This is a genomic window from Caballeronia zhejiangensis, from assembly GCF_022879815.1.
GTDB classification, from domain to species: Bacteria; Pseudomonadota; Gammaproteobacteria; order Burkholderiales; family Burkholderiaceae; genus Caballeronia; species Caballeronia zhejiangensis.
The window spans coordinates 1,233,340-1,259,419 of sequence record NZ_CP084283.1; the positions used below are offsets into that span (position 1 = coordinate 1,233,340).

General features: G+C 63.8%; 22 protein-coding genes. 18 read left to right on the forward strand and 4 right to left on the reverse strand.

All coding sequences use genetic code 11. The features are described 5' to 3' along the window. Positions 1–113: 113 nt before the first annotated feature. The 3 genes from LDZ23_RS05940 to map all read right to left on the reverse strand — a co-directional run bounded on the left by LDZ23_RS05940 (position 114) and on the right by map (position 5,451). On the reverse strand, positions 114–1,985 hold the full coding sequence (locus LDZ23_RS05940) for a pseudouridine synthase (RefSeq protein WP_244808021.1): 1,872 nt from the start codon (positions 1,983–1,985) through the stop codon (positions 114–116). Between the two features lie 6 nt (positions 1,986–1,991). Next, complete coding sequence (locus LDZ23_RS05945) at positions 1,992–4,577, reverse strand: [protein-PII] uridylyltransferase (RefSeq protein ID WP_244808022.1); 2,586 nt, start codon at positions 4,575–4,577, stop codon at positions 1,992–1,994. A 64-nt stretch (positions 4,578–4,641) separates the two neighbouring features. Beyond that, positions 4,642–5,451, reverse strand: coding sequence for a type I methionyl aminopeptidase (gene map, locus LDZ23_RS05950; RefSeq protein WP_175979985.1), 810 nt, complete (start codon positions 5,449–5,451; stop codon positions 4,642–4,644). Between the two features lie 384 nt (positions 5,452–5,835). Between map and rpsB the strand changes: the two genes are divergently transcribed. The 16 genes from rpsB to LDZ23_RS06030 all read left to right on the forward strand — a co-directional run bounded on the left by rpsB (position 5,836) and on the right by LDZ23_RS06030 (position 21,786). Beyond that, a complete protein-coding gene (gene rpsB / locus LDZ23_RS05955; protein ID WP_008350088.1) occupies positions 5,836–6,588 on the forward strand; it encodes a 30S ribosomal protein S2 in 753 nt (250 codons plus the stop codon). Positions 6,589–6,728: 140 nt separating this feature from the next. After that, complete coding sequence (tsf, locus tag LDZ23_RS05960) at positions 6,729–7,610, forward strand: translation elongation factor Ts (RefSeq protein ID WP_008350087.1); 882 nt, start codon at positions 6,729–6,731, stop codon at positions 7,608–7,610. A 251-nt stretch (positions 7,611–7,861) separates the two neighbouring features. After that, complete coding sequence (pyrH, locus tag LDZ23_RS05965; RefSeq protein WP_008350086.1) at positions 7,862–8,575, forward strand: UMP kinase; 714 nt, start codon at positions 7,862–7,864, stop codon at positions 8,573–8,575. Between the two features lie 94 nt (positions 8,576–8,669). Next, a complete protein-coding gene (gene frr, locus LDZ23_RS05970; protein WP_008350085.1) occupies positions 8,670–9,230 on the forward strand; it encodes a ribosome recycling factor in 561 nt (186 codons plus the stop codon). An 83-nt stretch (positions 9,231–9,313) separates the two neighbouring features. Beyond that, the gene (gene uppS / locus LDZ23_RS05975) at positions 9,314–10,096 is read left to right on the forward strand and encodes a polyprenyl diphosphate synthase (protein WP_034471985.1); all 783 of its coding nucleotides are present in this window, start codon (positions 9,314–9,316) and stop codon (positions 10,094–10,096) included. Next, positions 10,090–10,902, forward strand: coding sequence for a phosphatidate cytidylyltransferase (locus tag LDZ23_RS05980; RefSeq protein WP_034471983.1), 813 nt, complete (start codon positions 10,090–10,092; stop codon positions 10,900–10,902). Before uppS ends, LDZ23_RS05980 begins: the two co-directional genes overlap by 7 nt. Before the next feature lie 18 nt (positions 10,903–10,920). Next, on the forward strand, positions 10,921–12,138 hold the full coding sequence (locus tag LDZ23_RS05985; protein ID WP_244808023.1) for a 1-deoxy-D-xylulose-5-phosphate reductoisomerase: 1,218 nt from the start codon (positions 10,921–10,923) through the stop codon (positions 12,136–12,138). 7 nt (positions 12,139–12,145) lie between these two features. Continuing rightward, on the forward strand, positions 12,146–13,528 hold the full coding sequence (gene rseP, locus LDZ23_RS05990) for an RIP metalloprotease RseP (protein ID WP_008350079.1): 1,383 nt from the start codon (positions 12,146–12,148) through the stop codon (positions 13,526–13,528). Between the two features lie 77 nt (positions 13,529–13,605). After that, the gene (gene bamA, locus LDZ23_RS05995; RefSeq protein ID WP_008350077.1) at positions 13,606–15,918 is read left to right on the forward strand and encodes an outer membrane protein assembly factor BamA; all 2,313 of its coding nucleotides are present in this window, start codon (positions 13,606–13,608) and stop codon (positions 15,916–15,918) included. 106 nt (positions 15,919–16,024) lie between these two features. Then, positions 16,025–16,531 carry an OmpH/Skp family outer membrane protein gene (locus tag LDZ23_RS06000; protein WP_008350075.1) on the forward strand — a complete coding sequence of 169 codons (507 nt, stop codon included), beginning with the start codon at positions 16,025–16,027 and terminating at the stop codon, positions 16,529–16,531. Between the two features lie 28 nt (positions 16,532–16,559). Continuing rightward, positions 16,560–17,651, forward strand: coding sequence for a UDP-3-O-(3-hydroxymyristoyl)glucosamine N-acyltransferase (gene lpxD / locus LDZ23_RS06005; RefSeq protein WP_244808024.1), 1,092 nt, complete (start codon positions 16,560–16,562; stop codon positions 17,649–17,651). 147 nt (positions 17,652–17,798) lie between these two features. Beyond that, positions 17,799–18,257, forward strand: coding sequence for a 3-hydroxyacyl-ACP dehydratase FabZ (fabZ, locus tag LDZ23_RS06010; RefSeq protein WP_008350071.1), 459 nt, complete (start codon positions 17,799–17,801; stop codon positions 18,255–18,257). A gap of 64 nt (positions 18,258–18,321) precedes the next feature. After that, positions 18,322–19,110, forward strand: a complete 789-nt coding sequence (gene lpxA, locus LDZ23_RS06015; protein WP_008350069.1) for an acyl-ACP--UDP-N-acetylglucosamine O-acyltransferase — start codon at positions 18,322–18,324, stop codon at positions 19,108–19,110. A gap of 11 nt (positions 19,111–19,121) precedes the next feature. After that, entirely contained in the window at positions 19,122–20,288 is a 1,167-nt protein-coding gene (gene lpxB / locus LDZ23_RS06020; protein WP_244808025.1) for a lipid-A-disaccharide synthase, read from the forward strand. Next, positions 20,288–20,992 carry a ribonuclease HII gene (gene rnhB, locus LDZ23_RS06025; protein ID WP_008350066.1) on the forward strand — a complete coding sequence of 235 codons (705 nt, stop codon included), beginning with the start codon at positions 20,288–20,290 and terminating at the stop codon, positions 20,990–20,992. The genes lpxB and rnhB overlap by 1 nt, the downstream gene beginning before the upstream one ends. Before the next feature lie 17 nt (positions 20,993–21,009). Continuing rightward, positions 21,010–21,786 (forward strand): TrmH family RNA methyltransferase, encoded by a 777-nt coding sequence (locus tag LDZ23_RS06030; RefSeq protein WP_175979990.1) that lies wholly within the window; start codon positions 21,010–21,012, stop codon positions 21,784–21,786. Between the two features lie 6 nt (positions 21,787–21,792). On the opposite strand, the gene ppsR is transcribed toward LDZ23_RS06030, so the two are convergent. Beyond that, positions 21,793–22,611: a posphoenolpyruvate synthetase regulatory kinase/phosphorylase PpsR gene (gene ppsR, locus LDZ23_RS06035; protein WP_008350062.1), complete on the reverse strand. Its 819-nt coding sequence runs from the start codon at positions 22,609–22,611 to the stop codon at positions 21,793–21,795. A 504-nt stretch (positions 22,612–23,115) separates the two neighbouring features. On the opposite strand from ppsR, the gene ppsA reads away from it, so the two are divergent. Beyond that, entirely contained in the window at positions 23,116–25,533 is a 2,418-nt protein-coding gene (gene ppsA, locus LDZ23_RS06040) for a phosphoenolpyruvate synthase (RefSeq protein ID WP_244808026.1), read from the forward strand. Between the two features lie 97 nt (positions 25,534–25,630). Beyond that, positions 25,631–26,062 carry an NfeD family protein gene (locus LDZ23_RS06045; protein WP_008350058.1) on the forward strand — a complete coding sequence of 144 codons (432 nt, stop codon included), beginning with the start codon at positions 25,631–25,633 and terminating at the stop codon, positions 26,060–26,062. Positions 26,063–26,080: the final 18 nt, after the last annotated feature.

The window sequence follows — 26,080 nt, forward strand, 5'->3', positions numbered from 1 at the left end:
GGCACGACCGGAATTGCGTCGTGCCGTTTTTCTGCTGGAACGTCGCATTTTTGCGACGCAATACGACGCCGCGCGAACGTTCGATCGACGTGCGCGCGAACTGCTCGGTTTGCTCAGAAGGTCTCGTTCGGGCCGAGATAGCGCCACTGGCCGGGGGGCAGCGCGCCGAGCGTCACGTGGCCCATGCGAATGCGCTTCAGACCGACCACTTCCAGTCCGACGAGCTCGCACATGCGGCGGATCTGCCGCTTCTTGCCTTCGCGGAGCACGAAGCGCAGTTGTTCGCCGTTTTGCCAGCTCACCTGCGCGGTCTTGAGCGGCACGCCGTCGAGTTCGAGGCCGTGACGCAGGAGCGCGAGTTTTTCGGCGGGGAAATGCTGATCGACATCGACCGTATGCTCGCCGAAGCGCACGCGCACGAGGTATTCCTTGTCGACTTCCGAGTGGCCGCCGATCAGTTGTTTCGCGATGCGGCCGTCCTGCGTGAGCACGAGAAGTCCCGTCGAGTCGATGTCCAGGCGGCCCGCCGGCGCGAGCGTGCGCAGATGGCTCGGCGCGAAGCGCACACCCGAGTGGTCCTCGTTCCAGTGATTGGCCGGGTTGATGAGCGTGACCGCGGGCTCGTAGCCGTCTTCCGCCTGACCCGAGACGTAGCCGACCGGCTTGTGCAGCAGGATCGTGACGAGGCGCGCTTGCGCGGAATGCGCCGCGGGCAGGATTTCGATGTTCTGCGTCGGACGGATGCGCGTGCCGAGCGTGTCGATGACTTCGCCGTCGACGAGCACCCAGCCTTTCTCGATCCATTCGTCGGCTTCACGGCGCGAGCAGAGGCCGAGCTCCGACATCACTTTCGACAGGCGCACGAGGCCGTCGTGGTGATCGCGATGCTTCGGCGCGGACTCCGCGACGGGCGCGGCGGGCTTCGTCGCAGGTTTCGCCGCTGGCTTGCGCGTATCGCCGCGATCGTCGCGTCTGGCGTACGGACGGTCGTTCTCATCGCGGCGTGCGGGACGCGCTCCGGGCGCGCGATCGTCGCGTGACTTGCGCGGATCGCGTTCGTTGAAAGCGGGACGCGAATCGTCGCCGCGCGGTTTGAAGGGACGACGTTCATCGGCGCCCGATGCGCGTTCGCCACGCGCAGGCGGACGTCCCTCGAACGACTTGCGCGGACTGCGCTCGCCAAACGCCGGACGCGAATCGTCACCACGCGGTTTGAACGGACGGCGTTCATCGCCGCCCGATGCGCGTTCGCGACGCGGCGGCCTGTCGTCGAACGACTTGCGCGGACCGCGTTCACCGAAAGCGGGGCGCGAATCGTCACCACGCGGTTTGAACGGGCGACGTTCATCGCTACCCGATGTGCGTTCGCCACGCGGCGGCCTGTCGTCGAACGATTTGCGCGGACCACGCTCGCCAAACGCCGGACGCGAATCATCGCCACGCGGTTTGAACGGACGACGTTCATCGCCGCCCGACGCGCGTTCGCCACGCGGCGGCCTGTCGTCGAACGACTTGCGCGGACCACGTTCACCGAAGGCGGGACGCGAATCGTCACCACGCGGTTTGAACGGACGACGTTCATCGCCACCCGACGTGCGTTCGCCACGCGGCGGCCTGTCGTCGAACGACTTGCGCGGACCACGTTCACCGAACGCGGGACGCGAATCATCGCCACGCGGTTTGAACGGACGACGTTCATCGCCACCCGACGGACGCTCGCCACGCGCAGGCGGACGACCCTCGAACGACTTGCGCGGACCGCGTTCACCGAACGCCGGACGCGAATCGTCACCACGCGGCTTGAAAGCACGCGGCTCACGCGGCGCGTCGCTGCGCTTGTCGGCCGGCTGGCCCGAGCGCTTCGGACGCGCCTCGTCCGGCGACGGTGCGCGAACGGGCTTGCGCCCGGTGGTCGTGCCGGCTCGAACCGGCGAACGCGTTGCCGAGGTCGGACGCGGATGTTTGGCTGTCAGTTTGACGCGCATAAAGTCTCAGGCTGCGATCGCGCGCAGCAGTTCGGTTTCCACCTGGATCTGGGTGCGGTTGTTCGACAGGCTCTTGCCGTCGAGCAGAAACACGTCTTCGACGCGTTCGCCGAGCGTGTTGATCCGTGCCGCCTGCACGCCGATCCGGTGTTGCGCCAGAACGCGCGCGATCGAATAAAGAAGGCCCTGCCGGTCGTTCGCCGACACGGACAGGATGTAGTACTGGCCGCGATCGTCGGGACGCAGGTCCACGCGCGGCGTGATCGGAAACGTACGCACGAGCCGCGACACGCGGCCCTTCGACGGTTCCGGGAGAATACGCTCGTCCGTGAGCAGCGCGGCCAGTTGCTGCTCGACGAGATTGGCGATGTCGCGATAACTCCCGTCGTGGTCCGGATGGGCCACGAGGAAGTTGTCGAGCGCATAGCCGTGGCGGGTCGTCGTCACGCGCGCATCGAGCACGGAAAGCCCGTTCTTGTCGAAATACGCGCAGATGCCGGCGAAAAGATCCGGCCGATCCTTCAGATAGACGAGCACCTGCAGCGCGGCGCCGATGGGCGAGGGCCGCGCCCGCACGATCGGCTCCTCGCTCGCGACGTGCCGATAGAGCACGCGCGTCTGCCACGCGATGTCGGCCGGATCGTGACGCAGGAAATAGCCGACGTCGAGCTGATCCCAAAGCCGCTTCTGCGCGCCTTCGGGAACCGTTTCGAGCCGCAGCAGCGCGAGCGCCGCTTCCTGCCGCGATTTGAGTTCCGAATGCGCGTCGGTCTGCGCGCCGCCGAGCACGGCTTGCGTCGCGCGGAAGAGATCTTCCAGCAGCTTGCCCTTCCAGTTGTTCCAGACTTTCGGACTCGTGCCGCGGATATCGGCGACGGTCAGCAGATACAGCGCCGTGAGCCGGCGTTCTGTCTTCACGACGGAGGCGAACTGCTTGATGACGTCCGGATCGCTCGTGTCCTGCTTCTGCGCGACCTGACTCATCGTCAGATGCTGCTGCACGAGCCACACGACGAGCTCGGTGTCTTCCTCGCCGATGTCGTGTTCGCGGCAGAAGCGCCGGGCATCGGCCATGCCGAGCGTCGAATGATCGCCGCCGCGGCCTTTCGCGATATCGTGAAAGAGCGCCGCGACGTACAGCACCCACGGGCGCTCGAAATTGCCCATCAGCTGGCTGCAGAACGGATATTCGTGCGCGTGCTCGGCGATCGCGAAGCGCCGCAGATTGCGCAGCACCATCAGGATGTGCTGATCGACCGTGTAGACGTGATAGAGATCGTGCTGCATCTGTCCGACGATGCGCCGGAAGTTCAGCAGATAGCGCCCGAGCACGCTCGTCTGGTTCATCAGGCGAAACGCGTGCGTGATGCCTTCGGGCTGCTTGAGAATCCCCATGAACAGCCGGCGGTTTTCCGGGTCGCGCCGCCAGTCGCGGTTCATCAGATCGCGCGCGTTGTAGATCGCCCGCAGTGTCCGCGCCGAAAATCCCTTGATGCCGCGCGTTTGTTCGTACAGCAGAAACGCTTCGAGAATGGCGTGCGGCTCGCGCTCGAAGACATCGTCGCGGGCGATTTCCAGCATGCCTTGCTTCTCGACGAAACGCCCGTTGACGACGCGCGTGATGCCGCTCGTCGACGGAAAAAGCTGCGCTTCGACGTTCTGGATCAGGATGGTCGCGAGCTGCGTGACGGCTTTCGCCGCCCAGTAATAACGGCGCATCAACTGCTCGCTCGCGCGCTTGGCGGCGGTCGCCTTGAAGCCGAAGCTTTCCGCGAGCGGCGTCTGCAGGTCGAAGACGAGAATGTCCTGACGGCGCTTCGCGATGACGTGCAGCCGCGCGCGCAGCGCCTTCAGGAAGCCTTCGTTGCGGCGCAGTTCGCGCGCTTCGCGTTCGGTGATGAGCCCGCGCGTGTCGAGTTCGCGCCAGCTGCTGCCGAAACCCGCTCCGCGCGCAATCCAGAGAATCAGTTGCAGATCGCGCAGGCCGCCGGGACTTTCCTTGATGTTCGGCTCGAGGCTGTAGGGCGTGTCCTGAAACTTCGCGTGCCGCTGGCGCAATTCCAGCACCTTCGCCTGGAAGAACGCGCGCGGATCGAGCGTCTCGTGGTAGCGCGCCGAGAAGCGCTGAAAAAGTTGCGTATCGCCGCAGATGCGCCGCGCTTCGAGCAGCGACGTCTGCACGGTGATGTCGTTGCCCGCCTCGGCGATGCATTGCTCCACCGAGCGCACGCTGCTGCCGATATCGAGCCCGAGGTCCCACGCCATGCCGATGAAGCGCTCGACGCGGCCGTTGAGCTCCGCGTCGCTGCCGTGCGGCGATGCGTCGGGCAGCAGGACGAGAATGTCGACGTCGGAGTAGGGCGCGAGCTCGCCGCGTCCGTAGCCGCCGACCGCAACGAGCGCCGCGCTGTCCGGCATGTCGCAGGCGGACCACGCGCCTTTGAGGGCGTCGTCGGTGGCGCGGGCGAGCGCGCGCATCAGCGGTTCGACGTTCGAGCCGGACTGAAAGCGTTCGATGAGCGCCGCCTTCGCCACCTTGTAGGCGGCGCGCAACGATTCACAGGGCGTGGCGACAGCGGCGGTGACGCTCATGGATCGACCAAAAAGGAGGTGGGGGCGCGCCGGCGGGAAAGCGGGCGCGCGGGGAGACGGAGAATCAGGCCGTTGCCGCGATCAGCTGCGACGGCGCCTGCGTGCCCGCCGAGACGGTCAGCACTTCGTAGCCCGTCGGCGTGACGAGCACCGTGTGCTCCCATTGCGCCGAGAGGCTGCGGTCGCGCGTCTTGACGGTCCACTGATCCGGCATGGTGCGGATTTCGCGGCGGCCGGCGTTGATCATCGGTTCGACGGTGAAGATCATGCCCGCCTGCAGTTCGATGCCCGTGCCCGCGCGGCCGTAGTGCAGCACCTGCGGCTCCTCGTGGAACACCTGGCCGATGCCGTGGCCGCAATATTCGCGCACGACGCTGTAGCCTTGCGACTCCGCGTGCTTCTGGATCGCCGCGCCGATATCGCCGAGATGCGCGCCAGGGCGCACCTGATCGATGCCGAGCCACATGCAGTCGAACGTGGTCTGCACGAGGCGCTTCGCCAGAATCGAGCCCTCGCCGACGATGAACATGCGGCTCGTGTCGCCGAAATATCCGTTCTTGATGACGGTGATGTCGATATTGAGCGCGTCGCCGTTCTTCAGCACTTTCTCGCCGGGGATGCCGTGACAGATCACGTCGTTCACGGAAATGCACGTGGCCTTCGGGTACGGCGGATAGCCGGGCGGCTGATAATTGAGCGGTGCGGGAACGGTGCCTTGTTCCTTCACCATATATTCGTGGCAAAGGCGATCGAGTTCTTCGGTGGTCACGCCGGGAACGATATGCGGCGTGATGAAATCGAGCACTTCGCTGGCGAGCCGGCAGGCGACGCGCATCTGTGCGATATCGTGTTCGTTTTTCAGCGTAATGGACATGACTTGGCCCGGAATGCGTCAATGCGGCAGTGAGCCGCGAAAGCGGCATTATCGCACCTTAGGAAATGCGCCGCACCCGGATAGTTCGAGGCGGGCGGCCGCGAAACACGAAACGCGCGCGCAATTCGGATCGGTCGTGCTGCTTGAGCCGACCAATCCTCACATGCTATACTCGCAGGCTAAGTCGTAATCCATATTGTCGTCACGATTTCATAAGACAATCGTGTCTGCAGGTGTGAAACGCGACTTAGTGTTAGTTGTTCCAGTCTGTTCAAGTCGATACGCAAGCCGGCGCACCCAGGGTGTCCGGCGTCCGGAAAGCAAAGATAACCGGGCGCGGGATGCGGCAGCCGGCTTAAGACCCAACCCTCGCGGAGAATTTTCATGGCAGTCACGATGCGTCAAATGCTGGAAGCCGGTGTCCACTTCGGTCACCAAACCCGCTTCTGGAATCCGAAGATGGCCCCGTACATCTTCGGTCATCGCAACAAGATTCACATCATCAACCTCGAAAAGACCCTGCCGCTCTACAACGACGCGCTGAAGTACGTGCGCCAGTTGGCAGCGAATCGCGGCACGATCCTTTTCGTCGGCACGAAGCGTCAGTCGCGCGACACGATCGCGCAGGAAGCAGCGCGCGCCGGCATGCCTTTCGTCAACGCCCGCTGGCTCGGCGGCATGATGACCAACTTCAAGACGCTGAAGGTTTCGATCAAGCGCCTGAAGGACATGGAAGCAGCGCTGGAATCGGGTGAAACCGAGCGGATGAGCAAGAAGGAAGCGCTTCTGTTCGAGCGCGAAATGGTCAAGCTGCAGAAGTCGATCGGCGGCGTCAAGGACATGGGCGGCATTCCGGACGCGATGTTCGTCATCGACGTCGGCTACCACAAGATTGCTGTCACCGAAGCGAAGAAGCTCGGCATTCCGGTCATCGCCGTGGTCGACACGAACCACTCGCCGGAAGGCATCGACTACGTGATCCCGGGTAACGACGACGCATCCAAGGCCGTCGCGCTGTACGCTCAGGGCGTCGCTGACGCGATCCTCGAAGGCCGCGCGAACGCGGTGAACGACGTTGTGCAAGCTGTCCGTAACGGCGAAGGCGACGAGTTCGTCGAGGTCAACGCAGAGGCGTAATCGAGCCCTGTGGCCGACAAAAAAGGGGGCTTTGCGAAAGGCCCCTTTTTTTTAGTCGGCGCGATAGAAATGCCAATTTTCCTGCCGTGGGCGGGCTGTAAAGCCGGCGGCACGTATCAAACAGACTCAAGGAGCGAATGATGGCGGCAATTACCGCAAGCATGGTGGCAGAACTGCGCGCGAAGACCGATGCGCCGATGATGGAATGCAAGAAGGCGCTGACGGAAGCCGACGGCGACATGGCGCGCGCGGAAGAGTTGCTGCGCGTGAAGCTCGGCAACAAGGCGAGCAAGGCGGCATCGCGCGTGACGGCTGAAGGCATCGTGACGGCGCACGTCGAAGGCGGCGTGGGCGCGCTCGTCGAGCTGAACTGCGAAACCGACTTTGTCGCGAAGAACGACGACTTCCTGGCTTTCGGCAAGACGATTGCTGAACTGGTCGCGAAGAACAACCCGGCCGACGTGGCCGCGCTGTCGGCGCTGCCGCTCGAAAGCTCGACGGTCGACGCAGTGCGTCTGGCGCTCGTCGGGAAGATCGGCGAGAACCTGTCGATCCGCCGCTTCGTGCGCTTCGACTCCGCGAACAAGGTTGCGTCGTACCTGCACGGCACGCGCATCGGCGTTCTGGTCGAATTCACGGGCGCTGACGAGCAAGTCGGCAAGGACGTCGCGATGCACGTCGCCGCGATGAAGCCGGTTTCGCTGTCGTCGGACGAAGTGCCGGCCGATCTGATCGCCAAGGAGCGCAGCATCGCCGAGCAGAAGGCTGCCGAGTCGGGCAAGCCGGCCGAGATCGTCGCGAAGATGGTCGACGGCTCGATCCAGAAGTACCTGAAGGAAGTGTCGCTGCTGAACCAGCCGTTCGTGAAGAACGACAAGCAGACGATCGAGCAGTACCTGAAGGCGGCCGGCGCGTCGGTGCAGAAGTTCGCGCTGTTCGTGGTTGGCGAGGGCATCGAGAAGCGTCAGGACGACTTCGCGGCCGAAGTGGCGGCGCAAGTCGCGGCGGCCAAGCAGTCCTAAGGCACGCTAAGGCTCGTTTAAGACGCGTGTGCTGTCATGGGGCGGCCGCGCGTCGGGCCCGCAGTACCGCGGCGGATCGTCCCGCCGCAAGAATTCAGCGATCCGGTTCGCACGAAGAGCGGGCGCGGCAGATCAGGGAAAACCCTGACCTGCCGCGCCCGCCGCCCGATCCGGCCCGCTTGCGGTAAGTAATGTTTCACCCCTACAGTTCTACGTTGTTGCAACCCTCCTCGGCGCGATCGGAACCTCATATGCCCACAGCCTACAAACGCGTACTCCTCAAGCTCTCCGGCGAAGCCCTGATGGGCGACGATGCTTTCGGCATCAATCGCGCAACAATCGAAAGGATGGTGGCGGATGTCGCGGAGGTGGTGCGGATCGGGACGCAACTGGCCGTCGTGATCGGCGGCGGCAACATCTTCCGCGGTGTCGCGGGCGGCGCGGCCGGCATGGACCGGGCGACGGCCGACTACATGGGGATGCTCGCCACGATGATGAACGCGCTCGCGCTGCAAGACGCGATGCGCCACGCGGGCATCGAAGCGCGCGTGCAATCCGCGTTGCGCATGGATCAGGTGGTCGAGCCGTACATCCGCCCCCGCGCGATCCGTCAACTGGAAGAGGGCAAGGTCGTGATCTTCGCGGCCGGCACGGGCAACCCGTTCTTCACGACGGATACGGCCGCCGCGCTGCGCGGCTCGGAAATCGGCGCCGAAGTGGTGTTGAAGGCGACGAAGGTCGATGGCGTATACTCCGCCGACCCGAAGAAGGACCCGCATGCGACGCGTTACAGCACGATCAGCTTCGACGAGGCGATCGGCAAGAATCTTCAGGTGATGGACGCCACCGCGTTCGCACTGTGCCGCGACCAGAAGCTGCCGATTCGCGTGTTCTCGATCACGAAGCCGGGCGCATTGAAGCGCATCGTGCAGGGCGACGACGAAGGGACGCTCGTCCACGTGTAAACTCTCGCGGTATCAGGCGCCGCGCAGCGGGGCGGCAAGCCTCGCGCGACAGAGCGCCGCTATCGCCGGTAAAACTTAGGTTTGGAGGTTCAAAATGAGTGTGGCTGACATCAAGAAGAGCGTCGACCAGAAGATGCAGCGGTCGATCGAAGCGTTCAAGGCCGATCTCGCCAAGATCCGTACGGGCCGCGCCCACACCGGGCTGCTCGACCACATCCAGGTCGACTACTACGGTTCGAACGTGCCCATCTCGCAAGTCGCGAACATGACGCTCGTCGATGCCCGTACGATCGGCGTGCAGCCGTGGGAAAAGAAGATGGTCGCCGTGATCGAGAAGGCGATCCGCGAATCGGATCTCGGCCTGAACCCTGCCACGCAGGGCGACCTGATCCGCGTGCCGATGCCCGCGCTGACCGAAGAGCGCCGTCGCGAACTCACGAAGGTCGTGAAGAGCGAAGGCGAGACCGCCAAGGTCGCCGTGCGCAATCTGCGCCGCGATGCGAACGATCAACTGAAGAAACTCGTGAAGGACAAGGAGATCTCGGAAGACGACGAGCGCCGTGCGAGCGACGAAGTGCAGAAGTTCACCGACAAGTTCGTCGCCGAAATCGACAAGCTCGTTCAGACCAAAGAATCCGAAATCATGACGGTGTGAGGCCGTAGAGACGGTCCTGCCAAGCCCGGACGTGCAAGCTCCGGGCTGGCTCTCACTTCTTCAGATTCCCAGATTCAGCGGCCATGACCTATACCAGCTCCACCGTTGCCGTGCCCGATGTCGCGGCTGTCCCGCGTCACGTCGCGATCATCATGGACGGCAATGGCCGATGGGCGACCGAGCGGCGTCTGCCGCGCGTCGCCGGTCATACGCGCGGCGTCGATGCGGTCCGCGCGACCGTCGAAAGCTGCGCGCGGCGCGGCGTCGAATTCGTCACGCTCTTCGCGTTCAGTTCCGAGAACTGGCGCCGTCCGACCGACGAAGTGTCCTTCCTGATGCGCCTGTTCGTGACCGCGCTCGAACGCGAGATCGGCAAGCTGCATGCGAACGGCATTCGTCTGCGCGTCGTCGGCGACATTTCCATGTTCGACGACCGCATCCGCGCGCTCATCCAACGCGCCGAAACCAAGACAGCCCGCAATACGCGACTCACGCTGACCATCGCTGCCAATTACGGCGGGCGCTGGGACATCATGCAGGCGACGAAGAAGCTCATCGCGGAGTCTCTCGAGTCGGGCGTGCCCGCGCGCGTGGACGACGAATCGTTCGCCGAACATCTCGCGATGGCCTACGCGCCGGAGCCGGATCTGTTCATCCGCACGGGCGGCGAGCAGCGCATCAGCAACTTCCTGCTGTGGCAGCTCGCTTACACCGAGTTCTACTTCACCGACACCTACTGGCCCGACTTCGACGCCGACGCCCTGGACCGCGCGATCGCGTCCTACGGCGACCGCGAACGCCGCTTCGGGCGCACCAGCGCGCAACTCGCTTCCCAATCGCAGAAGGCCGACACCCTTTCATGCTAAGAACCCGTGTCATCACGGCAATCGTCCTGCTCGCCGTACTCGTGCCGATCACGCTGTTTGCGCCGATCGGCGCATTCGGAGCGTTGATCGGGTTTGTCGTCGTGTTCGCGGCGTGGGAATGGGGACGGCTCCTCAAGCTGAACGGGGCGGGGCCGGTCGCCTACGCGCTCGTCGCGGGCATCGCGCTCGTTCTGAGCACGTTTCTCGGGATCAAAGCCACGCCGCTCTACCAGATGGCCGGTATTTTCTGGGTGCTGGCGGGGCCTTACGCATTGCTTCGCAAGCCCACGCTGGCCGCGCACGCCTGGCGCGCGTTCCTGCTTTTCGCCGGAATCGTCGTGTTTCTGGCCTGCTGGCACGCGGTCGTCGACGCGCGCACGCGAGGCGTATCCTTCGTGCTATCGCTTCTGCTAGTAGTCTGGCTGGCTGATATAGGCGCATACTTCGCCGGAAAAGCGCTCGGCCGCCATAAGCTCGCCCCGTCGATCAGCCCGGGCAAGACCTGGGAGGGCGCCATCGGCGGGTGGCTCGCCGTTATCGTCATCGGCGCGCTCGCCGCCGCCACCGGCTTTTATGCGCCCACCGTATTCACCGCCTTCGTCGGACAGCTCGGCTGGGATCGCGCGTTCGTCGCGCTTTCCGTGCTGGTCGCGTTCAGCGTCGTCGGCGATCTGTTCGAGTCGCTGCTCAAGCGCCAGGCGGGTGTCAAGGACTCGAGCGGCCTTCTGCCGGGTCACGGCGGCGTCCTCGACCGCATCGACGCATTGTTGCCTGTATTGCCGATCGCATTGCTCATGCTTGGCTGATCGGCTAGAGAAGAATTTATGCAAACACGTCTCACACTGCTCGGCTCCACGGGCTCGATCGGCGATAGCACGCTCGACGTCGTGGCGCGGCATGCGGACCGTTTCTCGGTCTACGCGCTCACCGCTCACCGCAACGGCGACAAACTCGTCGCGCAATGTCTGAAGTTTCAGCCCGAAGTGGCGGTCGTCGGCGACGCCGAAACCGCCGTACGCGTCGCGGCTGCGTTGCGCGCGCAGGGTTGCAAGACCGAAGTGACGCACGGGCCGGAGGCGCTCGTCGAAGTCGCGCGCGCGGCGCAGTGCGATACGGTCGTCGCGGCCATCGTCGGCGCGGCGGGCCTGGCGCCCACGCTCGCCGCCGCACGCGCCGGCAAGCGCATCCTTCTCGCGAACAAGGAAGCGCTCGTGATGTCCGGCCAGATTTTCATGGATGCGGTGCGCGACAACGGCGCGATCCTGCTGCCGGTCGACAGCGAGCACAACGCGGTGTTCCAGTGCCTGCCGCCTTGCGCAGACAAGGAAGCGAAGCTGCACGGCGGCGTCTCGAAGATCATCCTGACGGCGTCCGGCGGTCCTTTCCGCACGCGCGAGCCCGCGACGCTCGTGAACGTCACGCCCGAAGAGGCCGTGAAGCATCCGAACTGGGCGATGGGCCGCAAGATCTCGGTCGATTCCGCGACGATGATGAACAAGGGCCTCGAAGTCATCGAGGCGCACTGGCTCTTCAATCTGCCCGGCTCGCGCATCGAGGTGCTGATCCATCCGCAGAGCGTGATTCATTCGATGGTGTCCTATGCCGACGGCTCGGTGCTCGCGCAACTCGGCAATCCGGACATGCGTACGCCGATCGCGCATGCACTGGCGTATCCTGAGCGTGTCGATTCGGGCGTCGCGCCGCTCGATCTCGCGCAGATCGCGACGCTCACATTCGAAAAACCCGACTTCGCGCGCTTCCCGTGTCTCGCGCTGGCGATTGCCGCGCTGGAAGCAGGCGGCATCGCGAGCGCGGCGTTGAACGCGGCCAATGAAATCGCCGTCGAGGCGTTCCTCGATCGCCGCATCGGCTTCATGGCGATCGGCGACGTGGTGGATCGCGTGCTGAACGCGCTGCCGAATACGAGCGCCGCGACCTTGGCCGACGTTCTCGCCGCGGATGCCGACGCGCGCCGTCTGGCGTTCCGTTTCGTCGCAGAGCTCACCGCGAGCGCGCCGGGCGCCGAACCCATCGCCCATTGAGGCCGTCATGAACTTTCTGACCGAAATCGTCGCCTTCGTTGTCGCGATAGGCGTACTCGTCGTCGTCCACGAATTCGGTCACTACAGCGTCGCGCGACTGTGCGGCGTGAAAGTGCTGCGGTTCTCGGTCGGCTTCGGCAAGCCGCTCGTGCGATGGGTCAGCAAGAAGACGGGCGTCGAATGGACGATCGCCGCGCTGCCGCTCGGCGGCTACGTGAAGATGCTCGACGAACGCGAGGTCGATCCCGAGAGCGGCACGACCATTCCCGCTGAAGACCTGCCGCGCGCGTTCAACCGTCAGAACGTGGGCAAGCGCATCGCGATCGTCGCGGCGGGGCCGATCGCCAATTTCCTGCTCGCAATCGTGCTGTTTTCCGCCGTGTTCGCGGGCGGCGTGACCGAGCCGGCGGCGATCGTTTCGCAGCCCGCTTCCGATACGGCGGCGGCGCAAGCGGGCTTCGAAGGCGGCGAAACGATTCTCTCGATGCGTGACGCGGAAGGCGGCGAGACGCATCCGATCCGCTCATGGTCCGACCTGCGCTGGAAGATGCTCGACGCATCGTTCGATCATCGGCGCATCGTGCTGACGGCGAAGACGCACGACGGCACCTTCGACTTTCCGGTGACGGTCACGGGCATCACCGATTCCGAAGCCGATCAGGATTTCATGGACAAGCTCGGCTTCACGCCGGGCGGCGGCACGCTGACGGTCGCGGGCGTCGAGGCGGGCAGCGCGGCGCAGAAGAGCGGGCTGAAGGCGGGCGACATGCTGCGCGCGATCGACGGCCGCAGCGTCGACAACGCGACGAGCTTCATCGACTACGTGAAGGCGCACGGCGGCAAGCCGGTGACGCTCGTGGTCGAGCGCAACGGCCAGCGCGATTCCGTGCAGATCGTGCCGGACGTGAAGCGCGATGCGTCGACGGGCAAGGACATCGGGCGTATCGGCGCCGCGCTCGCGAATCAACTGCCGACCGTAGATGTGCGCTACGGGCCGCTCGAAAGTCTGCGCCTCGGCGTGAACCGCACGTGGGATATCAGCGTGTACTCGCTGCGCATGTTCGGGCGGATGATCACCGGCGAGGCGTCGCTCAAGAATCTGTCAGGGCCGGTCACGATTGCCGACTACGCGGGCAAGAGCGCAAGGCTCGGCGCGACGGCCTTCATTTCGTTTCTGGCACTCGTGAGCATCAGCCTCGGAGTGTTGAACTTGTTACCGATTCCGGTATTGGACGGTGGGCATCTGTTATATTATTTGGTTGAGGCTGTTACCGGCAAGGCAGTATCCGATCGCTGGCAGCTTGTTCTGCAAAGGGCGGGCCTGGTCTGCATCGTCGCTCTGTCGATGATCGCGCTGTTCAATGACCTCGCGCGTCTGATTCGTTTTTGATCCACTTTGACAATTTCTGGCGGCGTCTTTCGAGCGACCGCCGGAACGAATGCAGCTTTAAATACTGGGGAAGCACGTTGTTCAAACCTCATCGCTTTGTTCCTAAGACGGCTGTGGCCGCGGCGCTCGCCGCAACGGGCATGGCGGCGCACGCCACCACGCCGTTCGTCGTGCAGGATATTCGGATCGACGGTCTCCAACGCATCGAGCCTGGCTCCGTGTTCGCTTATCTGCCGATCAAGCAAGGCGACACCTTCACCGACGACAAGGCCTCCGAAGCGATTCGCGCACTCTACGCAACGGGTTTCTTCAACGACGTTCAGATTGCCACCGAAGGCAACGTGGTGATCGTTCAGGTGCAGGAACGCCCGGCGATTTCGGCCATCGATTTCGCGGGCCTGCACGAGTTCGACAAGGACAACCTCACGAAGGCGCTGCGTTCCGTCGGCCTGTCGCAAGGTCGCTCGTACGACAAGGCGCTCGTCGACAAGGCGGAGCAGGAGCTCAAGCGCCAATACCTGACGCGCGGCTACTACGCCGCGGAAGTCACGACCACCGTGACGCCGGTCGACCGCAATCGCGTGCAGATTCTGTTCTCCGTCGCGGAAGGTCCGAGCGCGAAGATTCGCCAGATCAACTTCGTCGGCAACAAGGCGTTCAGTTCCAGTACGCTGCTCGGCGAAATGCAGCTTTCCACGCCGAACTGGTTCTCGTGGTACACGAAGAGCGATCTCTACGCGAAGGAAAAGCTCACGGGCGACCTCGAGAACGTGCGCTCGTACTATCTGAACCGCGGCTACCTCGAGTTCGCGATCGACTCCACGCAGGTGTCGATCTCGCCGGACAAGAAGGACATGTATCTGACGATCGCCGTGCACGAAGGCGAGCCGTACAAGATCAGCAGCATCACGCTTTCGGGCAATCTGCTCGACCGTCAGGCCGAGCTCAACAAGCTCATCAAGATCAAACCGGGCGAGCGCTTCTCGGCCGAAAAGCTGCAGTCGACCACCAAGGCGATCGTCGACAAGCTCGGCGAATACGGCTACGCGTTCGCGCAGGTCAACGCGCAGCCGCAGATCGATCAGGCGAACCACACCGTGGCGCTCACGCTGCAAGTCGATCCGAGCCGTCGCGTGTATGTGCGGCGCGTGAACATCGTCGGCAATACGCGTACGCGAGACGAAGTGGTGCGCCGCGAAATGCGCCAGCTCGAAAGCTCGTGGTTCGATTCGAGCCGCCTGGCGCTGTCGAAGGACCGTATCAACCGTCTCGGCTACTTCACCGACGTGGACGTCACTACGACGCCCGTGGAAGGCACGAACGACCAGGTCGACGTCGACGTGAAGGTGGCCGAAAAGCCGACCGGCGCGATCACGCTGGGCGCGGGCTTCTCGTCGACGGACAAGGTGGTGCTCTCGGCGGGCGTGTCGCAGGACAACGTGTTCGGCTCGGGCACGAGTCTCGCGGTCAACGTGAACACCGCGAAAACCTATCGCACGCTGACCGTGACGCAGGTCGATCCGTACTTCACGATCGACGGCATCAAGCGCATCACCGACGCTTACTACCGCACGTATCAGCCGCTGTATTACTCGACGGATTCGAGCTTCAAGATCATCACGATGGGCGCGGACACGAAGTTCGGCATCCCGTTCTCGGAGCAGGACACGGTGTTCTTCGGCGTCGGAGCCGAACAGAACACGATGGACGTGGACAGCAACACGCCGCAGTCCTACAAGAACTACGTGAACGAGTTCGGCCGTGTCGTGAACAACTACCCGCTGACCGCGGGCTGGTCGCGAGACAATCGCGACAGCGCGCTCGTCCCGAGCCGCGGCTACTACATCCAGTCGAACGCAGAATACGGCACGCCGCTCGGCAACACGACGTACGCGAAGTTCGACGCGCAGTTCCAGTATTACTACTCGTTCGCGCGCGGTTTCGTGCTCGGCTTCAATCTGCAGGGCGGCTACGGCAAGGGCCTGCAAGGGCAGACGTACCCGATCTTCAAGAACTACTACGCGGGTGGTATCGGTTCGGTGCGCGGTTACTCGCCGAGCTCGCTGGGTCCGCGCGACGCGAAGACCAACGACCCGATCGGCGGCTCGCGCATGGCGGTCGGCAATATCGAGCTGACGTTCCCGCTGCCGGGAACGGGCTACGATCGTACGCTGCGCGTGTTCACCTTCCTCGATGCCGGTAACGTCTGGGGCGATCCGGGTCAAGGCGGTACGAGCGGCGGTGCAAACGGCTTGCGCTACGGTTACGGTCTGGGTCTCGCGTGGATCTCGCCGATCGGCCCGCTCAAGCTGAGCCTCGGCTTCCCGCTGCAGAAGCATGAGGGCGACCAGTATCAGAAGTTCCAGTTCCAGATCGGTACGGCGTTCTAAGCAGCCCGCCGATGAACGCGAACTTCATTTTTTTCGACGTAACGTGAGGAACACTTTGGGAACCGGTAAGCATTCGAAACATAGGGCGCTGGCGCTTGCGTTGTCGATGGTTCTCGGCCTGGGCACGGCGATGTCCGCCAGTGCTCAGGAAGCGCGCATCGCGGCGGTCAATTCGGACCGCATCTTGCGCGAATCGTCCGCGGCGAAGGCCGCCCAGTCGAAGCTCGAGCAGGAATTCTCCAAACGCGACAAGGCGCTGCAGGACATGGCGCAGCGCCTGAAGGCGATGTCGGACAACATCGACAAGAACGGTGCCTCGATGTCGCCGACCGACCGCGCGGCCCGTCAGCGCGATCTGGCGCAGCTCGACGCGGACTTCCAGCGCAAGCAGCGCGAGTTCCGCGAGGACCTGAACCAGCGCCGTAACGAGGAACTCGCGGCGGTGCTGGACCGCGCGAACAAGGTGATCAAGCAGATCGCCGAGCAGCAGCACTACGACCTGATCGTGCAGGAAGCGGTGTACGTGAGCCCGCGCATCGACATTACGGATCAGGTGCTGAAGGCGCTGGCGGCGGGCGCGACCGGCACGGGTTCGCTCACGAACCCGAACTGACGAGGACTGAGACGAGATGGCATCAGGCATGACGATCACCCTCGGCGAGCTGGTGAAACGCTTCGGCGGCGAGGTGGTCGGCGACGGCGCGCACGCGGTCGGCAGTCTCGCGCCGCTCGACAAGGCGGGCCCCGCGCAGCTCGCGTTTCTCGCGAATCAGAAGTATCTGCCCCAAGTCGAGACGACGCGCGCCGGCGCCGTGCTGATTTCCCCGGCCGACCTCGACAAGGTGACGAATCGCGCGGGCAGTAATTTCATCGTCACGCCGAATCCTTACGCTTATTTCGCTCGCGTGGCTCAGGCGTTCATCGACTTGGCGACGCCCAAGGCCGAGCCTGGCGTGCATCCGAGCGCCTACATCGATCCGGACGCGAAGGTTGCGGCGAGCGCCGTGATCGGCCCTCACGTGACGGTTGAGGCGGGCGCGGTCGTCGGCGAGCGCGTGAAGCTGGATGCGGGCGTAGTCGTCGGGCGCGGCGTTACGCTAGGCGACGACGTTCATCTGTATCCGAACGTCACCGTTTATCACGGCTGCAAGCTCGGCGCGCGCGTGATCGTGCACGCGGGCGCGGTGATCGGTGCGGACGGTTTCGGCTTCGCTCCGGATTTCGTCGGCGAGGGCGATGCGCGCACCGGAAGCTGGGTGAAGATTCCGCAGGTTGGCGCGGTGGATATCGCCGACGACGTGGAAATCGGCGCCAACACGACGATCGATCGCGGCGCGATGGCGGACACCGTCATCGAGGAATGCGTGAAGATCGATAATCTCGTGCAGATCGGCCACAACTGCCGCATCGGCGCGTATACGGTCATCGCCGGCTGCGCGGGCATCGCGGGCAGCACGAGCATCGGCAAGCATTGCATGATCGGCGGCGCGGTGGGCATCGCGGGGCACGTGACGCTCGCGGACTACGTGATCGTCACCGCGCAATCCGGCGTGTCGAAGTCGCTCCTGAAGCCCGGCATGTACACGAGCGCGTTTCCGGCCGTGCCGCATGCAGACTGGAACAAGAGCGCGGCGATCATGCGCAATCTGGACAAGATGCGCGAGCGCATCAAGGCGCTCGAGACCGCGCTCGCCGATTCAGGCAAGCGCGACGAGACGAGCGGCGGCGCATAAGCGCCGGGCTCGTTCGAACGAAGAACGAACCACAAGCAAGAGCGGGCCGGTTCAAGCCGCCGAAGCGAGCTGGCAATCCCGGGCGGGCGTCCGATACGGCCCGCCATCCAAATTTCCGCGCCCGACGCGCGCGTGAGCAGAACGACCATGAGCACAGAAAAAATCAATCTCGACATCCACAAGATTCTCACGCTGCTGCCGCATCGCTATCCGATCCTGCTCGTGGACCGCGTGCTCGAACTCGAGCCGCACAAGAGCATCAAAGCGATCAAGAACGTGACGATCAACGAGCCGTATTTCCAGGGCCACTTCCCGACGCGCCCGGTGATGCCCGGCGTGCTGATTCTCGAAGCGCTCGCGCAGACGGCCGCGCTTCTGACGTTCGCGGAAGAGCCGCACGATCCGTCCAACACGCTCTATTACTTCGTGGGTATCGACGGCGCGCGCTTCAAGCGCGTGGTGGAGCCGGGCGATCAGCTCGTTCTCAACGTCACGTTCGAGCGGTACATGCGGGGCATCTGGAAGTTCAAGGCGCGCGCCGAAGTGGACGGCGTGACCGCCGCCGAAGCCGAGCTCATGTGTACCGTCAAGAGCACGGACGCCTGAGCGCCTTCGCGTTCACACCGCGTTCAACGTAACAAGCAGCACGAACAGCATAGGCGAAAAGCGCATGAGCAAGATTCACCCAACCGCGATCATCGAGCCGGGCGCTCAGCTCGACGAGTCCGTCGAAGTCGGGCCGTACGCGATCGTCGGTTCGCACGTCGTGATCGGCGCGGGCACGACCATTGGCTCGCACAGCGTGATCGAGGGCCACACAACGATCGGCCGCGATAACCGCATCGGCCATTACGCGTCGATCGGCGGCCGTCCGCAGGACATGAAGTACAAGGGCGAGCCGACGCGCCTCGAAATCGGCGACCGCAACACCATCCGCGAATTCACGACGCTGCACACGGGCACGGCGCAGGATCAGGGCCTCACGTCGATCGGCAGCGACTGCTGGATCATGGCGTACGTGCACGTCGGTCACGACTGCCGGCTCGGCGACAACGTCATCATGTCGAGCAACGCGCAACTGGCGGGACATGTCATCGTCGGAGACCACGCGATCGTCGGCGGCATGTCGGGCGTGCATCAGTTCGTGCGCATCGGCGCGCATTCCATGCTGGGCGGCGCATCGGCGCTCGTGCAGGACGTGCCGCCGTTCGTCATCGCGGCAGGCAACAAGGCGGAGCCGCACGGCATCAACGTCGAGGGTCTCCGCCGCCGCGGCTTCACGCCCGACGCCATTTCGGCGCTGCGCTCCGCGTATCGCATCGTCTACAAGAGCGGCCTGTCGCTCGAAGAGGCGAAAGCGCAGCTGAAGGAGCTGAGCACGGCAGGCGGCGAGGGCGATGCGCCCGTCAAGGCATTCTCCGATTTCATCGCGGCGTCGCAGCGCGGCATCATCCGCTGACACGCTGTCCGATGACCCTGATCACCAACCCGCCACGCATCGCGATGGTCGCGGGCGAGCCGTCCGGCGACCTGCTCGCGGCATCGCTGCTCAAAGGCCTGCGGCGCACGCTGCCCGAAGGCACGCGCTATAGCGGCATCGGCGGTCCGCGCATGACGGCCGAGGGCTTCGAAGCGCATTGGCCGATGGACAAGCTGACCGTGCGCGGCTATGTCGAAGCGCTGAAGCACATTCCCGAGATTCTCGGCATCCGCAACGAGATCAAGCGTCAGTTGCTTGCCGAGCCGCCGTCGGTTTTCATCGGTGTGGACGCGCCCGATTTCAACTTCGGCCTCGAGCAGCCGCTGCGCGAAGCGGGCATTCCGACCGTGCATTTCGTCTGTCCGTCGATCTGGGCGTGGCGCGGCGGCCGCATCAAGAAGATCGTGAAAGCGGTCGATCACATGCTGTGCGTGTTTCCGTTCGAAACGGCGCTGATGGAAAAGGCGGGCGTCGCCGCGAGCTACGTCGGCCATCCGCTCGCCGATGACATTCCGCTCGAGCCGGACGTCGCGGGCGCGCGCCGCGAACTCGGCATCGCGGAAGGCGGTCCGGTGATCGCGGTCCTGCCGGGCAGCCGTCGCTCGGAGATTTCGCTGATCGGCCCGACCTTCTTCGACGCGATGGAACTGATGCAGCTTCGCGAGCCCGACGTGCGCTTCCTGATGCCCGCGGCGAATCCGGCGTTGCGCGAACTGCTGCGGCCGCTCGTGGACGCGCATCCGCATCTGTCGCTGACGATCACGGACGGCAACGCCCAGCGCGCGATGACCGCCGCCGATGCGATCCTCGTGAAAAGCGGCACGGTGACGCTCGAAGCGGCGCTGCTCAAGAAGCCGATGGTCATCTCGTACAAGGTGCCTTGGCTGACGGGTCAGATCATGAAGCGTCAGGGTTATCTGCCGTATGTCGGCTTGCCGAACATTCTGGCGGGCCGCTTCGTCGTGCCGGAAATCCTGCAGCACTTCGCGACGCCCGAAGCGCTCGCCGACGCCACGCTGAAACAGTTGAACGACGACGCCAACCGCCGTACCCTGACGGAAATATTCACCGACATGCACATCGCGCTGCGCCAGAATACGTCGCAGAAAGCGGCCGAGGCCGTCGCGCGGGTGCTCGACACGCGGAGGCCGCGGTAATGGCCGCTAGACGATCGGCGCAAGCCGGACTCGATTTCAGCTCACCGTTCGACGTCGTTTGTGGCGTCGACGAGGCCGGGCGCGGTCCGCTGGCCGGTCCGGTCGTGGCGGCGGCGGTCATCTTCGATCCGGCGAAGCCTCGCATCAACGGCCTCGACGATTCGAAGGCGCTCTCTGCCAAAAGGCGCGAAGAGCTGTACGAGAAGATCGTCGATCGCGCGCTCGCGTACTGCATCGCGTCGGCGAGCGTCGAGGAAATCGACACCATCAACATCCTGCACGCGAGCATGCTGGCGATGAAGCGCGCGGTGGAAGGCCTCTCGGTCGCGCCGACGCTCGTGAAAGTCGATGGCAATCGCTGCCCGACCTTGTCCATCCGCAGCGAAGCCGTGATCGGCGGCGATGCGCTCGTCAAGCAGATCTCGGCGGCGTCGATTCTCGCAAAGGTCACGCGTGATCGCATGCTGGTCGATCTGCACGAGCTTTTCCCGATGTACGGCTTCGCCACGCATTCCGGCTATGGCACGCCGCAGCATCTGAAGGCGCTGCGCGAACATGGGCCGTGCGAGCATCATCGGCGGTCGTTCGCGCCGGTGCGCGAGGCGCACGCGCTCGTGTTCGGTTCGGTGTTGCCCGAGATCGCTCCCGAAGTGCTTCAGGTCGCATCGACGATCGAAGACGATCCCGACGCGCTCGCCTTCTGAGCGTCAACCGAATCAACGTGAAATCCATCACTTCGCGGGACAACCCGCTCTACAAGCGCATGAAGGCGCTCGCCGGGTCGACGGCGCAGCAGCGCAGAAGCGGCCACGCGCTGCTCGAAGGCCTGCATCTGGCGTCAGCGTATCTCGACGCGGCGGGCCAGCCGCAAACGTGCGTCGTCACTGAAGGCGCGCTCACGCACGAGGAAGCGCGCGAGATCGTCGCGCGCATCGAAGAGAAGCGCGTCGTCGTGTTGCCGGATGCGCTTTTCGGGCAGTTGTCGAGCGTCGTTCACGGCGTGGGCATGCTGTTGCTCGTCGAAAAGATCGATGCAGAATTGCCCGCGCGCGTCGCACAAACCTGCGTGATTCTCGATGGCGTTCAGGACGCCGGCAATGTCGGCTCGATTCTGCGCAGCGCGGCGGCGGCGGGCATCACGCGCGTATTCTGCGCGCCGGGCACGGCATACGCGTGGTCATCGAAAGTGCTGCGCTCGGGCATGGGCGCGCATTTTCTGCTGGATATTTTCGAGGACGTCGAACCGGCCGATCTCATCGCGCGACTCGACGCACCCGTGACGATCACCGATTCGCACGGTGCCGTCGCGCTCTACGATTGCGACCTGTCGGGCGCGCTCGCCTGGGTGTTCGGCAACGAAGGCGCGGGCGTGTCGCAAATCTGGCGCGATGCGGTGACGCATCGCGTGACGATTCCGCAGCCGGGCGGCATGGAATCGCTGAACGTGGCGGCCGCGGCGGCGATCTGTCTCTTCGAGCAGTGCCGCCAGCAGCGCTGACAGCCGTCAATAGTAGGAAGGACGCTCCGGCTTGACCTCCTGCAGGATCGTCGTGGCGATTTCCTCGATCGACTTGTGCGTCGACGAAAGCCACTTGATGCCTTCGCGCTTCATCATCATTTCCGCCTCGTTGATCTCGTAGCGGCAGTTTTCGAGTGCGGCGTACTTGCTGCCCGGACGGCGTTCGTTACGGATCTCGGCCAGCCGCTGCGGATCGATCGACAAACCGAACATCTTCGTCCGATGCTCGAGCAGCGGCGTCGGCAGCTTGCCGCGCTCGAAATCTTCGGGAATCAGCGGATAGTTCGCCGCCTTCACGCCGTACTGCATCGCGAGATAAAGGCTCGTCGGCGTTTTGCCGCTGCGCGATACGCCGACGAGAATGACGTCCGCGTCGGCGAGATTGCGGTTCGACTGGCCGTCGTCGTGGGCGAGCGAGAAATTGATCGCCTCGATGCGATTCTTGTATTCCTCCGTGTCGGCGTTCTGGTGCACGCGGCCCATCGCGTGCGTCGATTTCATTTCCAGTTCGTGCTCGAGCGGCTCGATGAAGGTCTGGAACATGTCGAGCACGAGCGCATTGCAGCCCTTGACCACTTCATTCGATGCGCTGTCGACGAGCGTCGTGAACACGATCGGCCGGCGGCCATCGAGCGCGACGACTTCGTTGATCTTCTCGACGGTCGCGTAGGCCTTGTCGATCGAGTCGACAAACGGCACGCGCACGAGCCGGAATTTTTGATCGAACTGGGCGAGGATCGAATGCGCGAAGGTTTCGGCAGTGATCCCGGTCCCGTCGGAAACGATGAATACGGAAGGCGGCATCGGCGAAAGAGGGAACGAGTTGGGGCGACGATGCTCAAACGCTGAACCGTGGCTAGCGCGAAAGCACGGACGCCGTAAAAACCTGTGTTAAGGTAGCTGACCGCTGGCAGGCAGTGAACCGGGCGTGAGCGCCGGGGTGTGGGTGAGCCCACGATCAGGCGTTAAAGACCTCGATTTTGCCGTGGAACGACTGCCCGGCCGAAACAATTTTGAAATACGGCAAGGTAGAATAGCGGCAACCTGTTCGATAAGCAATTGCGGAGAAATTGAATCGGATTTTCGTCAAATCGCGGTCGTTTCGTGGCATTTCGTTACGTCAGTCCACGTTTTCGAGCAGATTTCAGACGTACCCCGCTTCTTTTTGACGTGCCCCGGTTCTCGCGGGCGCGTGTCCCCGAAGGTTTATCAAACAGGTTGTACGAGATGCGTGCGCGCTTCCAATGAGCGCGCTCGCATATGAGCCCACTCGTGCGATCGTGAATTCCATCCACCTTAGGGGCTTGTATGACTAACGCAGTCAATGTTGCGAAAGATGTCGCAAAGGATCAGGCGTATGTAGTTCCATTCGAGCAGTTGCGAATGACCGACGTGGAAATCGTCGGCGGCAAGAATGCGTCGCTCGGCGAAATGATCAGCCAGCTTTCCGAAGCCGGCGTTCGCGTGCCGACGGGCTTCGCCACGACTGCGCTCGCATTCCGCGACTTCCTCCATCACAACAATCTGACGGACCGCATCGCCAAACGTCTCGAGACGCTCGATGTCGACGACGTCAAGGCGCTCGCCGAAGCCGGCAAGGAAATCCGTCAGTGGATCGTCGACGCGCCGATGCAGCCGCGCCTCGAAGACGAAATCCGCCGCGGTTTCGAAGTCCTTCAAGCCAGCTCGCCCGAAGAGCTTTCGTTTGCCGTGCGCTCGTCGGCGACGGCCGAGGACTTGCCGGACGCATCCTTCGCGGGCCAGCAGGAAAGCTATCTGAACGTGGTCGGCATCGAGGACGTGCTCGATCGCATGAAGCACGTGTTTGCGTCGCTTTATAACGACCGCGCCATTTCCTATCGCGTCCACAAGGGCTTCACGCATGCGGAAGTCGCGTTGTCGGCGGGCGTGCAGCGCATGGTGCGCTCCGACGTCGGCGCGGCCGGCGTGATGTTCACCATCGACACCGAATCGGGCTTCAAGGAAACCGTCTTCATCACGTCGAGCTACGGCCTGGGCGAAACCGTCGTGCAAGGCGCGGTGAATCCGGACGAGTTCCACGTCTTCAAAACGACGCTCGAACAGGGCAAATACCCGATCATCCGCCGCTCGATCGGCTCGAAGCTCATCAAGATGGAATTCACGAAGCCAGGCGAGCCGGGCCGCGTGAAGACCGTCGACGTGCCGCACGAACAGCGCAACCGCTTCTCGATCACCGACGAAGACGTGATCGAGCTCGCGAAGTACGCGGTCATCATCGAGAAGCACTATCAGCGTCCGATGGACATCGAGTGGGGCAAGGACGGCCGCGACGGCAAGCTGTTCATCCTCCAGGCGCGCCCGGAGACGGTGAAGAGCCAGGCGTCGGGCAAGGCCGAAATGCGCTTCAAGCTGAAGGGGCAGTCGAACGTGCTGGCGACCGGCCGCGCGATCGGCCAGAAGATCGGCGCGGGCCCCGTGCGCGTGATTCACGATCCGTCGGAAATGGAACGCGTGCAGCCGGGCGACGTGCTCGTCGCCGACATGACGGACCCTAACTGGGAACCGGTGATGAAGCGCGCATCGGCCATCGTGACCAATCGCGGCGGCCGTACGTGCCACGCGGCGATCATCGCGCGTGAGCTGGGCGTGCCGGCGGTCGTCGGCTGCGGCGACGCAACGGACATCCTGAAGGACGGCGCACTCGTCACGGTGTCGTGCGCGGAAGGCGACGAAGGCAAGATCTACGACGGCCTGCTCGAAACCGAAGTGACCGAAGTGCAGCGCGGCGAACTGCCGAAGATTCCGGTCAAGATCATGATGAACGTCGGCAATCCGCAACTCGCGTTCGACTTCGCGCAGTTGCCCAACGCGGGCGTCGGCCTGGCGCGACTCGAGTTCATCATCAACAACAACATCGGCGTGCATCCGAAGGCGATTCTGGAGTACCCGAACGTCGATGCCGATCTGAAGAAGGCGGTTGAAAGCGTCGCGCGCGGCCATGCATCGCCGAAAGCGTTCTACGTCGACAAGCTGACCGAAGGCATCGCCACGATTGCAGCGGCGTTCTATCCGAAGCCCGTCATCGTGCGTCTGTCGGACTTCAAGTCGAACGAGTACAAGAAGCTGATCGGCGGTTCGCGCTACGAGCCGGATGAAGAAAATCCGATGCTCGGTTTCCGTGGCGCGTCGCGCTATATCGCGGAAGACTTCGCCGAGGCGTTCCACATGGAATGCATCGCGCTGAAGAAGGTCCGCGAGGAAATGGGCCTGGACAACGTGCAGATCATGGTGCCGTTCGTGCGTACGCTGAAGCAGGCCGATCGCGTGGTCGAGCTGCTGAAGAAGTTCGGTCTCGAACGCGGCAAGAACGACCTGAAGCTCGTGATGATGTGCGAAGTGCCGTCCAACGCGATTCTCGCCGAGCAGTTCCTGGAGCGCTTCGACGGCTTCTCGATCGGTTCGAACGACCTGACGCAGTTGACGCTGGGCCTCGATCGCGACTCGGGCATGGAGTTGCTCGCGGCGGACTTCGACGAGCGCGACGAAGCGGTGCAGTTCATGCTGAAGCGCGCGATCGAGACGTGCCTGAAGCTGAACAAGTACGTCGGCATTTGCGGTCAGGGCCCGTCGGACCACCCTGATCTCGCCGAGTGGCTCGCGAAGCAGGGCATCGAGTCGATGTCGCTTAATCCGGACACGATCATCGATACGTGGCAGCAGCTCGCGAAGACCTTGTCAAAATAAGTCGATGTCACACCTTTCCACTTGCTTTCGGATTGGTGCAGCGTGATATAAAAAACACCCCGGACTTTTCCGGGGTGTTTTCGTTTGGAGACCGATGATGGAAACGGGCGGGTTGATCTGGTGGGTCGCTGCGGGCGCGCTGATCGTCGCGGAATTGTTTACCGGAACGTTCTATCTGCTCATGATCGCGCTCGGGATGATCGCGGGCGGCGTCGCTCATGTGCTCGGCGCGTTGCCGCACGTACAGATGGGCGCGGCCGCGGTCATCGCGCTGATCGCGGTGGCGGTGCTGCGGCGCTCGCGCTTCGTCAGCTGGAAGCGGCGTGACGACGCCTCGCGCGATGCGGCCGTGAATCTCGATATCGGCGCGACCCTGGAAGTCGATCAATGGCATCACGGCCACGCGCGCGCAATGTATCGCGGCGCGCAGTGGGATGTCGAGCTCGCACCGGGCGAAACGGAGGGCGCACGGCTTTATCGCATCACGGCGCTCGACGGCAATCGCCTGATCGTCGCGGCCAAACGGTAGTCCTATAAGGAGAAAAAT